Source organism: Streptomyces sp. NPDC047453 (assembly GCF_040643155.1).
GTDB lineage: Bacteria > Actinomycetota > Actinomycetes > Streptomycetales > Streptomycetaceae > Streptomyces.
In genome coordinates this window covers 1-9086 of sequence record NZ_JBEYTS010000133.1, presented here as the reverse complement: position 1 = coordinate 9086, position 9086 = coordinate 1, and the positions used below count along the sequence as shown (strand labels likewise).

At 68.0% G+C, this 9086-nt stretch carries 11 protein-coding genes, 1 tRNA gene and 1 pseudogene; 6 read left to right on the top strand and 7 right to left on the bottom strand.

The annotated features are described in order from the left end of the window. Positions 1-227: 227 nt before the first annotated feature. Positions 228-842: pseudogene (locus ABZ818_RS41480) on the bottom strand (DUF1152 domain-containing protein); the annotation flags it as partial. A gap of 92 nt (positions 843-934) precedes the next feature. On the opposite strand from ABZ818_RS41480, the gene ABZ818_RS41475 reads away from it, so the two are divergent. Beyond that, positions 935-1147 carry an excisionase family DNA-binding protein gene (locus tag ABZ818_RS41475; protein ID WP_058916388.1) on the top strand — a complete coding sequence of 71 codons (213 nt, stop codon included), beginning with the start codon at positions 935-937 and terminating at the stop codon, positions 1145-1147. Then, entirely contained in the window at positions 1147-2316 is a 1170-nt protein-coding gene (locus ABZ818_RS41470; RefSeq protein ID WP_361427153.1) for a tyrosine-type recombinase/integrase, read from the top strand. The genes ABZ818_RS41475 and ABZ818_RS41470 overlap by 1 nt, the downstream gene beginning before the upstream one ends. Positions 2317-2365: 49 nt before the next feature. On the opposite strand, the gene ABZ818_RS41465 is transcribed toward ABZ818_RS41470, so the two are convergent. Next, positions 2366-2439 (bottom strand) — tRNA-Gly (locus ABZ818_RS41465). Positions 2440-2941: 502 nt separating this feature from the next. Between ABZ818_RS41465 and dcd the strand changes: the two genes are divergently transcribed. Together dcd and ABZ818_RS41455 are read left to right on the top strand one after the other, a co-directional pair. Further along, on the top strand, positions 2942-3517 hold the full coding sequence (gene dcd, locus ABZ818_RS41460) for a dCTP deaminase (RefSeq protein ID WP_361427150.1): 576 nt from the start codon (positions 2942-2944) through the stop codon (positions 3515-3517). 14 nt (positions 3518-3531) lie between these two features. Beyond that, positions 3532-4041 (top strand): phosphoribosyltransferase, encoded by a 510-nt coding sequence (locus ABZ818_RS41455; RefSeq protein ID WP_361427147.1) that lies wholly within the window; start codon positions 3532-3534, stop codon positions 4039-4041. Between the two features lie 91 nt (positions 4042-4132). Here the strand turns inward: ABZ818_RS41455 and fmdA are convergent, their stop codons facing one another. From fmdA to ABZ818_RS41440, 3 genes are read right to left on the bottom strand one after another with little or no spacing between them, the layout of a single operon-like run. Then, positions 4133-5383, bottom strand: a complete 1251-nt coding sequence (gene fmdA, locus ABZ818_RS41450; RefSeq protein ID WP_361427144.1) for a formamidase — start codon at positions 5381-5383, stop codon at positions 4133-4135. 9 nt (positions 5384-5392) lie between these two features. Next, complete coding sequence (locus tag ABZ818_RS41445; protein ID WP_361427141.1) at positions 5393-6046, bottom strand: AmiS/UreI family transporter; 654 nt, start codon at positions 6044-6046, stop codon at positions 5393-5395. Between the two features lie 38 nt (positions 6047-6084). After that, positions 6085-6363 (bottom strand): FmdB family zinc ribbon protein, encoded by a 279-nt coding sequence (locus ABZ818_RS41440; protein WP_361427138.1) that lies wholly within the window; start codon positions 6361-6363, stop codon positions 6085-6087. 392 nt (positions 6364-6755) lie between these two features. On the opposite strand from ABZ818_RS41440, the gene ABZ818_RS41435 reads away from it, so the two are divergent. After that, the gene (locus tag ABZ818_RS41435) at positions 6756-7178 is read left to right on the top strand and encodes a hypothetical protein (RefSeq protein WP_361427156.1); all 423 of its coding nucleotides are present in this window, start codon (positions 6756-6758) and stop codon (positions 7176-7178) included. A gap of 78 nt (positions 7179-7256) precedes the next feature. On the opposite strand, the gene ABZ818_RS41430 is transcribed toward ABZ818_RS41435, so the two are convergent. Further along, on the bottom strand, positions 7257-8147 hold the full coding sequence (locus ABZ818_RS41430; RefSeq protein ID WP_361427135.1) for a YIP1 family protein: 891 nt from the start codon (positions 8145-8147) through the stop codon (positions 7257-7259). A 217-nt stretch (positions 8148-8364) separates the two neighbouring features. Between ABZ818_RS41430 and ABZ818_RS41425 the strand changes: the two genes are divergently transcribed. Continuing rightward, positions 8365-8697, top strand: a complete 333-nt coding sequence (locus tag ABZ818_RS41425) for an antibiotic biosynthesis monooxygenase (protein WP_361427132.1) — start codon at positions 8365-8367, stop codon at positions 8695-8697. A gap of 74 nt (positions 8698-8771) precedes the next feature. On the opposite strand, the gene ABZ818_RS41420 is transcribed toward ABZ818_RS41425, so the two are convergent. Further along, positions 8772-9086: heterodisulfide reductase-related iron-sulfur binding cluster (locus tag ABZ818_RS41420; protein WP_361427129.1), on the bottom strand; the 315-nt coding region annotated here is incomplete at its 5' end.

Genomic DNA, 9086 nt, shown 5'->3' with positions numbered 1-9086 from the left:
CCATGATCTGCGAGGCTCGCGCCAAAGTGGCTGGCTAAAGTCGCGGAGCCGACCGCCCCAGCCACGACGTGTTCTGACCTCATGCACTGTGTGCCTGCCTCTTGGGCGGGAGCGGGTGGCCGGCGGTGCCGAGCGGGGCGGAGACATGAGCGCGGGCGGCGCCGGTCGCCCGCGCCCGCCCGGAGGAGCGAAGCGACGACGGGTGCTTGAACCCGTGAAGAAAGTTGTTACTCAGGTTGCATCTGGATGTGCCAGAGGGGCGCGTCGTACTGCTCCGGCCTGCTGCTGATGAGGAGCTGCCGCAGGTCGTTGCGCTGCGAGCCGCTGAGGTTCAGGGCCTCGGTGATGCGGCGGAAGGTCGTGTGGGTGATTCCGCGGGTTCGGGCTTCGGCCTCGAACTGGTCGAGCCGGACCCGGATCGCGGCCGGGTACAGCTTCGTGGGCTGCTGCTCCTTGAGCCACAGGGCCTTGTTGCGCTCGTAGTCGATCTCCGAGTAGCCGCAGATCTCGCGGCTGTGGGCCTCGGCCTCGTCCAGGTGCGCGGTCGCCATGATGGCTCGGGCCAGCTGGTTGCGGCTGACGGCGTCGTCCAGGTCGACCTCGTGCACCCTCGGGCTGTCGTCCGTGAGTGGCACGGGGAGCCCCGCGTCTCGGATCTCGCATGTGCCTCGCACGCCTCGGGCCGTCGCGGCGAGGAGCGCGGTCGCTTCGGACGGGTGCCACTCCAGGACCGAGCTGATCGTCTCCGCGTCGCTCGGGGCGAAGGTGTAGACGACGGGGCCCAGCACGTCGCTCACGTCTTCCGGCAGGAGTTCGCCGTCCAGACCCGCGCCCGCGACCACTGGGTCTTCGCCGGCACCGGCCTGTCCCACGCCGAGGCCTGGCTTGCCGCATCCCTCGAACCCGCCCCCGGAACGGAAGGAGAGCCGACCGTATGAACGACCGCTACCTCTCCGTGGACCAGGTCGCCGAGCTGCTCGGAACGACCGCCCGTTTCCCCCGGCGGCTCATCGAGGAGCGGCGCATCCGGTACGTCAAGGTCGGCCGTCACGTCCGTATCCCGGCGAGCGCGGTCGAAGAGTTCATCACGTCCCACACGGTGGAGCCGCGCAGGCGGCCCCGTGCTCGCTACGGGAGGGCTGCCTGATGGCCAACAGCAAGGGCAGGCGGCGCCGCTTCGGAGCGATCAGGCGGCTGCCTTCCGGCCGGTACCAGGCGCGCTATCCGGGCCCCGACGGCGTGATGCGTCCAGCTCCCCTCACCTTCGAGACGACGGCCGACGCGGATGACTGGCTCGCTGAAAAGCAGACCGAGATCCGCCGGGGCGAGTGGAGAGATCCCGAGGCCGGTGCGGTGAGCTTCCGGGCCTACGCCGACAAGTGGGTGGAGGAGCGCGAGTTGGCTCCGCTGACCCGGGACCTCTACCGCTACCTCCTCGACAAGCACCTGACCGCCTTCGCGGACTTGGACCTGGACGGGATCACCGCACCCCGCGTCCGTGAGTGGCGAGCCGAACGGCTGCGGATCACAGGTGCCAAGACGATCACAGCCAAGGCGTACCGGCTGCTGAAAGCCATCATGGAAACCGCCGTCGATGACGAGCTGATCCAGCGCAACCCATGCCGGATCAAGGGCGCCGGTAAGGAGAAGGCCGCCGAGCGGCGCATCGCCACCGTCACCCAGGTCGACGCACTCGCCAACGCCGTGGGGATGCGGTGGCGGCTGATGGTGTACCTCGGCGCCTACGGGCCGATGCGACCGGAAGAGCTGGCCGGCCTCCGTCGCCGGGACGTCGACGTCGACAACCTGCGCATCCAGGTCCGTCTCGCCGAGCCGGAGCGCATGAACGGGCGGCGCGTCCAGGGCGACACCAAGAGCGAGGCCGGAACCCGGACTGTGATTCTTCCCGCGTTCCTCCGTCGGGAGCTCCGTTGGCACCTGGAGAGCTACGCCGAGCCGGGGCCGGACGGGCTGATCTTCGTCGGCGAGAAGGGAGCTCCGTTTCGGCGCAGCACCTTCGGGCGGAAGTGGCGACCGGCGCGGGAGATCGTCGGTATGCCCGAGGGCTTCCGGTTCTACGACCTCCGCCACACGGGGCACACGCTGTCCACACGGTCTGGTGCCACCCTGAAGGACACCATGGTCCGCGCCGGGCAGTCCTCCGAGAAGGCCGCGCTGATCTATCAGCACTCCGACGAGGAGCGACAGGAGGAGGTCGCCGCCGGCCTCGACGCCACCGTCCGCAAGGCTCGGGCTGAGGCGGCCAAGAAGAAGGCAGACCAGCCTTCTGGCACGAATCTGGCACGCGGTGAGTGATCACCGAGGACAGCAAAAAGGCCCGGGTCTCTGACCTGGGCCTTCACTGTGGAGCGGGTGACGAGAATCGAACTCGCGCTCTCAGCTTGGGAAGCTGATGTTCTACCATTAAACTACACCCGCGTAAGACGCCGACCGAAGTTCGGGTCCGGCGCTCACTGTACCCCATCCCTGGCCCCCGGTGTTTGAGCCGTGGGGTCGGCGTGCGTTCGAAGAGGGGAGTGGCGCTGCGGGGGAATGGAGTTGGGGCGTACGGTGGGGGTGCGCGAGAGGGGTCCTGTGAGGCCGGAGTGCCGTCTGGTGGCACGTCTCTTTGATCCCGTAATGTGGCTTTCGTCGTCAGGCGGCGAGAGGCCAGGCGCGGTTCTGGGGAAGGGACTTTAGGGACTTGATGGAGCGCACCGTCGTCCGTTGTGCCGAGGGGCACGTGTTCAGCACCGCTTCGTTCCCGATGCAGCAGGCCGAGCGGCTCGGTCCCGGCCGGCTCATGAGGTGTCCACGGTGTGCCAGGCTCCGCAGTGCGGTGCCCGTGGCACTTCAGAAGAGGTAGCGGCAGCATCGCGGCACCGGCGCGTGGGGTCGTCCTGATTGTGGGGGCTCCGCGCGCCTTGCGTATCCTCGCTACGTGCTTCTCTCAGACAAGGACATCCGGGCCGAGATCGACGCCGGACGGGTGCGGATCGATCCCTTCGACGAATCCATGGTGCAGCCGTCGAGCATCGATGTGCGGCTGGACCGCTACTTCCGGGTGTTCGAGAATCACCGCTACCCCCACATCGACCCCTCCGTCGAGCAGCCCGACCTCACCCGGCTGGTCGAGCCGGAGGGCGACGAGCCGTTCATCCTGCACCCGGGTGAGTTCGTCCTCGCTTCGACGTACGAGGTCATCACGCTTCCCGACGACCTCGCCTCCCGGCTCGAGGGCAAGAGCTCGCTCGGGCGGCTCGGGCTGGTCACCCACTCCACCGCCGGGTTCATCGACCCCGGATTCTCCGGGCACGTGACCCTGGAGCTGTCGAACCTCGCGACGCTGCCGATCAAGCTCTGGCCCGGGATGAAGATCGGGCAGCTGTGCCTGTTCCGGCTCAGCTCGCCCGCCGAGGCCCCGTACGGCAGCGAACGCTACGGCTCCCGGTACCAGGGGCAGCGCGGTCCCACCGCCTCCCGCTCCTACGTCAACTTCCACCGCACGCAGGTGTGAGGGGCACCCACGACATGACCGAGATACGAGAGAACCTCACCTACGAGGACTTCGGCGTCGCCGTGCGCGAACTCGCGCAGACCATTGCCGACGACGGGTATGAGCCGGACATCGTGCTCAGCATCGCGCGCGGCGGCGTCTTCGTCGCCGGCGGGCTCGCCTACGCCCTCGACTGCAAGAACATCCACCTGGTCAACGTGGAGTTCTACACGGGCGTCGGCACCACGCTTGAGATGCCCGTCATGCTCGCGCCCGTGCCCAACGTCATCGACTTCTCCGACAAGAAGGTCCTGATCACGGACGACGTCGCCGACACCGGCAAGACGCTCAAGCTGGTCCGCGACTTCTGCCTGGACACCGTCGCCGAGGTGCGCAGCGCCGTCATCTACGAGAAGTCCCAGTCGCTCGTGAAGTGCGAGTACGTCTGGAAGCGCACCGACGACTGGATCAACTTCCCGTGGTCCGTGCTCCCCCCGTGCCGCAAGGCCGGTACGCCGATCACGCCCTCGAAGGACGCCCTGTAGCGAGAGGCCCGAGAGAGGCCCCGCAGCGCCGAGTCGAACGCCGTACGGCCCCGCAGCACGTGCTGCGGGGCCGTACCTGTGCGTGGTCCGGTCAGGCAGAGGTCAGCGCCGCCTGGCCGCGGTCGGCCTTCACCGGGCCGGCGGTGGACGGCCGGACATCGAAGTCGAACATGGCGGTGGGCACGTACAGCGAGCAGCAGGCGTTCGGGATGTCGACGATGCCGCTGATGCGACCCTCTATGGGCGCGGAGCCGAGCAGCAGGTAGGCCTGCTCGCCGCTGTAGCCGAACCTCTTGAAGTACTCGACCGCGTTGAGGCAGGCCCGCCGGTAGGCCAGCGTCGCGTCCATGTAGAAGTTGGTGTCCGTGTCGTGATCGACGGAGACACCGATGAAGCTGATGAACTCCGTGTAGCGCGGCTCGACGTTACCGGGCATGAACACCGGGTTGGTGGTGATGCCGTACTTCTCCATGCCGCCCTTGATCAGGTCGATGTGGAAGTCGATGAAGCCGCCCATCTCGATGGCGCCGCAGAAGCTGATCTCTCCGTCGCCCTGGCTGAAGTGCAGGTCACCCGCGGAGAGCTTGGCGTCCTTGACGTACACGGGGAAGAAGGCCCGCGAACCGCGGGTCATGTTCTTGATGTCCTGATTGCCGCCGTTCTCACGGGCCGGCACCGTGCGTGCGCCTTCCGCGGCGATGCGGTTGGCGAGGTCTCCGGTGGCCGTGCCGGCGAGCGCGTTGCTGGTGTCCGGAGGTACGGCGAGGGGCGGGACCCGGTTCGGGTCCGTGTCGATCAGCGCCTTCTCGCGGGCGTTCCAGCGGCCGAGCATCTCGGCGGACGGGGCCGTTCCGAACAGCCCGGGGTGGGTGATTCCGGTGTAGCGGATGCCGGGCAGGTGGCGGGAGACCGCCTGCTGGCCGTGGAAGTTCCAGACGGCCTTGTAGGAGTCCGGGAAGTAGTCGGTCAGGAAGCCTCCGCCGTTGTTCTTGGCGAAGATGCCGGTGTAGCCCCAGCCCTGGCCGGCCGCGTCCCCGCTCTGCTGCGGCACGGGACCGAGGTCGAGGATGTCGACGACGAGCAGGTCGCCGGGTTCGGCGCCCTCCACGCCTATCGGCCCGCTGAGCATGTGAGGGACGGTCAGGTCGATGTCGCGCACATCGTTGGCGGAGTCGTTGTTGCCGATCTGGCAGTCGGTCCAGTCGCGGCACTCGATGCGGAACTCCGCTCCCGGCTTCACCATGGTGACGCTGGGGACGTCGGGGTGCCACCTGTTGTGTCCGGGAACGTCCTGCTCACGCATCGACTTGCTCTGGTCCACGCTGAAGAGGATTTCGGGCATGACAGCTCCTCATTTCTGATCCGGTGACGTTGGAGCGCCCGCACCGTTGGCCGGCGGAGCGGCTTGGCCGGGCTGGGGCGATTGACGGGTGCGCGGCCACAGCCCCACGAACATCAGCACGCCGAAGACCCCCAGGGCGATGGCCGTCTCGGTGGGGTGCTTCCAGTAGCCGGAGAGCAGCAGCCCCGCGGGAATGGCACCGGTGACCCAGCCCTCGATCGCGGTGATCCAGCCTGTATAGATCCTGAGATGGTCCATCTTGAGACCGAGGAGCAGGAAGAACAGGAACCACAGCAAGGCCCAGTAGAGCCAGATGACCCCGAAGGGGTAGTCCTTCAAGAGCCGGAAATTGACGTACGAATATCCCAGGGCGGCAATTGCCACAAACAATGAGTAGTAGCCGACCCCGGTAGTGTCGAGGTCGGCGAGCAGGCCGATACCCACATACAGGTAGGTGAAGGCGAACAGGTAGATTCCGGATGCCGCCAGGATCTTCTTGGGGTCGCCGCCGGAGGTGAAGATAAGGTAAGTCGGCGTCACTACCTGCAGTGTGCCTACGAATAGGTTGAACACTGCTCCTGCCCGGGCGTCGACCTTGCCGAGAAGCAGCAACCCATTCATGAAGAGCACCGCACCGACAAAGAGGAGTCCCACATTTCCCACCGGGACGCACCTCCTGACTCCGCGTGGGGTGGAGGCAGTCAGGGACGCGGCAACCGCGAGAGCGCGGGGTGCGGTCGCGGCTCCGGCCTTGTGCGCGGCGGCACTTCGGAGACCACTGCCGGGGCCTCACGGGCCTGCTCCTCCCGTTCGCGGAGGGCGGCGGACGCGCTCGAGGTCGTCGACAGGCCGGGCGCGGAGTACAGGCGCCTCGCGGCGTCCGCACAGAAAGGGCAGACATATGTCTTGGGTGCCGTTCCGATCGTCAATTTCACATCGAAAGGGCCGCAATTGCTGCATAGATATTCGTAAGTGGCCATTATCGCTCCGGAAACCACTGGACGCTCACGAACCCGAGTGTGCGGCGCGCTGAAAAAGCGACCGCCGCAACTGTTTCCTCTCTTCAAGGAGACGTCTCGTCAATGGGCGTGTCAAGTCGGGGCGGGGTCGCTCGCCCTTCTCTTGCTCCGGCAGTCCGCGGTGTGCGCATCAGTGCATGATCGAGCGGCCGCGTCGATCAGCCGGGCGCCGCGGGGAACCAGTGGAAGATCCACTGTGAGGGGAGGAGTGAGCCGACTCACTCCGAATTTTGCTGGACGGTGGCGACCGAGACCTTTAGTTTCGGTAAATAGATTGATTTTTCTTATGCGGAGGCACCGGCGCCACGCATACTGTCTCGCAGAAAACCAAGGAGGGCGGATCGGTGAGCAACATGGACGCCGTGTGGGTACGAGGCGTGAACGGCATTCAGTTGCATCACGTGACCGACCTTCAGGACGCCGGCAGGTTTCTGGGCAACGCGGCGATGGCGCTGCGGGCCGCGCACGTGAGGACCGGCACCGACCAGTACGCCGGCATCGCCGCCGAGCTGAAGAGCCTGGTGGAGCGAGTGCGGGAGCTGGAGGACAAGGCACGGTCGAGCATGCACGACCTGCACTCCACCGACCCCGAGCGGTTCGCCCGCTGCCGGGACGGCCACGAGCCGTGGCCCGGCGAGATCCCGGCGGGGTTCATTCCGCGCCACACCTGCAAGGACGAGTGCCTGTACCACGACCGCGGGGTCGTAGAGGCGGTCATGCAGTGCACTTGCGGGCAGCCGCCGTGCAGGGCGTGTGAGATCGGCGGCAAGCTCTGACGGCAGGAGACGAGCAAGGGGCCCGGCGCATCGTCGCCGGGCCCCTTGTGTGCTGTGGGCTGCTGGAAGGCCGGAACGCTAGAACGTGCCGAGCTTCACGATCGACAGCAGTGCGATCAGCTGGATCGCCGAGGCGCCCAGAGCCTTGGGCCAGGGCAGGTCGTGGGAACGGCTGACCATGAGGGTCAGCAGGGCGCCGCACGCGACCCAGGTGGCCCAGCCGACGAGCTGGACGAAGCCCGCGTCGCCGCCGAGGAACATGGCGACGAGCAGACGCGGCGCGTCCGTGATCGACGCGATCAGCATGGACAGTCCGACCGTGGGCTGCCAGGCTCCGTCACCGCCGAGCTGGCGGGCCAGGGTGTGGGTGACCACACCGAGGATGAAGGAGCTGACCACTATGGCCACGGCGGTGATCAGCACGATCGGGACCGCGTTGGAGAGGGTGGCGTTGATGGCGTCCTCGCGGGCGCCGTCGAAGCCGAAGACCGCGAGCAGTCCGTAGAGGAACGTCACGATGAGGGCGGGGCCCCACATCGTGTAGTCGCGCATCTGGAGGAAGGTCTGCTTGGGGGACAGGACTATGCCTCGCAGCAGGTCCGCCCAGTGCAGACGCGGGCCGATCGGGCCGGCCGGCGCCGAGCCCGCGCGGAGGGTCCCGCTCTGGCTGTAGGGGTCCTCGCCGACGGCGAACGCCTGGGTGTGGCCTGGGTTGTTGGCCGCGTACGGGTCGGGGCCGCCCTGCGGGTAGCCGCCGCCGAAGTACTCCGGCTCGCCCTGGCCGCCGCCGTAGCCGCCGCCGGCCTGGGGCCACTGGGAGCCGCCGCCTCCGTACGGCGGCCGCTGCTGCGCCGGGGGATGGCCGTACGAGGGGGCCTGGGGCGCCTGCCGCCCGTACGGAGGTCGTTGGGTCCGCGCTTGCGGGGCACGGTCGTTCCTGCCGCCGCGTCCGCTCCTGAATCCAGCCACGTCTCGAACGTACCCGAGCCCGGCAAGTCGCGTGCGGGGCCGGGTGTTCCGGCCGGGCTTTGGGTCCGAGCTGTGACATCCCCTAAGGGGCGTTCCGGGCTCGTCTCAGGGGCGTTCACGGGGTGCTCCGAGGTGTCGGGCGGGAGATTTCCGGACCGCGGAGGCGACCACGGAGGGGCTGAGTGGCGGCCCGGGGGCCACCGGGCAGGATGGGACCATGAGCGTAGTCAAGATCAACGTACTGACCGTGCCCGCCGAGCAGCGCGAGACGCTGGAGAAGCGGTTCGCCTCCCGGGCGCACGCGGTCGAGAACTCCGACGGGTTCGAGTGGTTCGAGCTCCTGCGCCCTGTCGAGGGCACCGACACCTATCTCGTCTACACGCGCTGGCGCGACGAGGAGTCGTTCCAGGCCTGGCTGGAGGGGCCGATGAAGTCCGCGCACCAGGGCGCCGGCGGGGGTGAGGGAGGGGAGCGGCCGAAGCCCGCGGCCACCGGCTCCACCCTGTGGTCCTTCGAGGTCGTGCAGCAGGCCGCGCCCAAGGGCGCGTAGCGCTCCCGGAAACACGGCGACGCCCCCGTGTCGGTACGGACACGGGGGCGTCGGACGCGGGGGCGCCGGGCCGCCTACTTCACCGGCGCGGGCTCCGGCTCGCTCTCGTCGGCCGCCTCGCCGGCCGGGTCGACCGGCGTCCTGACGGAGTCAAGCAGCACCTGGGCGACGTCCACGACCTGGACGGACTCCTTGGCCTTGCCGTCGTTCTTCTTGCCGTTCACGGAGTCCGTGAGCATGACCAGGCAGAACGGGCAGGCCGTCGAGACGATGTCCGGGTTCAGCGCAAGGGCCTCGTCGACGCGCTCGTCGTTGATGCGCTTGCCGATCCGCTCCTCCATCCACATCCGGGCGCCGCCGGCGCCGCAGCAGAAGCCGCGCTCCTTGTG

Excerpts from the sequence above, each read along its gene's own strand:
- ABZ818_RS41455 (WP_361427147.1), top strand. The coding sequence starts at position 3,532 with ATGACCGAGATACGAGAGAACCTCACCTACGAGGACTTCGGCGTCGCC.
- fmdA (WP_361427144.1), bottom strand. The coding sequence starts at position 5,383 with ATGCCCGAAATCCTCTTCAGCGTGGACCAGAGCAAGTCGATGCGTGAG.
- ABZ818_RS41425 (WP_361427132.1), top strand. The coding sequence starts at position 8,365 with ATGAGCGTAGTCAAGATCAACGTACTGACCGTGCCCGCCGAGCAGCGC.
- ABZ818_RS41435 (WP_361427156.1), top strand. The coding sequence starts at position 6,756 with ATGGACGCCGTGTGGGTACGAGGCGTGAACGGCATTCAGTTGCATCAC.
- ABZ818_RS41440 (WP_361427138.1), bottom strand. The coding sequence starts at position 6,363 with ATGGCCACTTACGAATATCTATGCAGCAATTGCGGCCCTTTCGATGTG.
- ABZ818_RS41475 (WP_058916388.1), top strand. The coding sequence starts at position 935 with ATGAACGACCGCTACCTCTCCGTGGACCAGGTCGCCGAGCTGCTCGGA.
- ABZ818_RS41470 (WP_361427153.1), top strand. The coding sequence starts at position 1,147 with ATGGCCAACAGCAAGGGCAGGCGGCGCCGCTTCGGAGCGATCAGGCGG.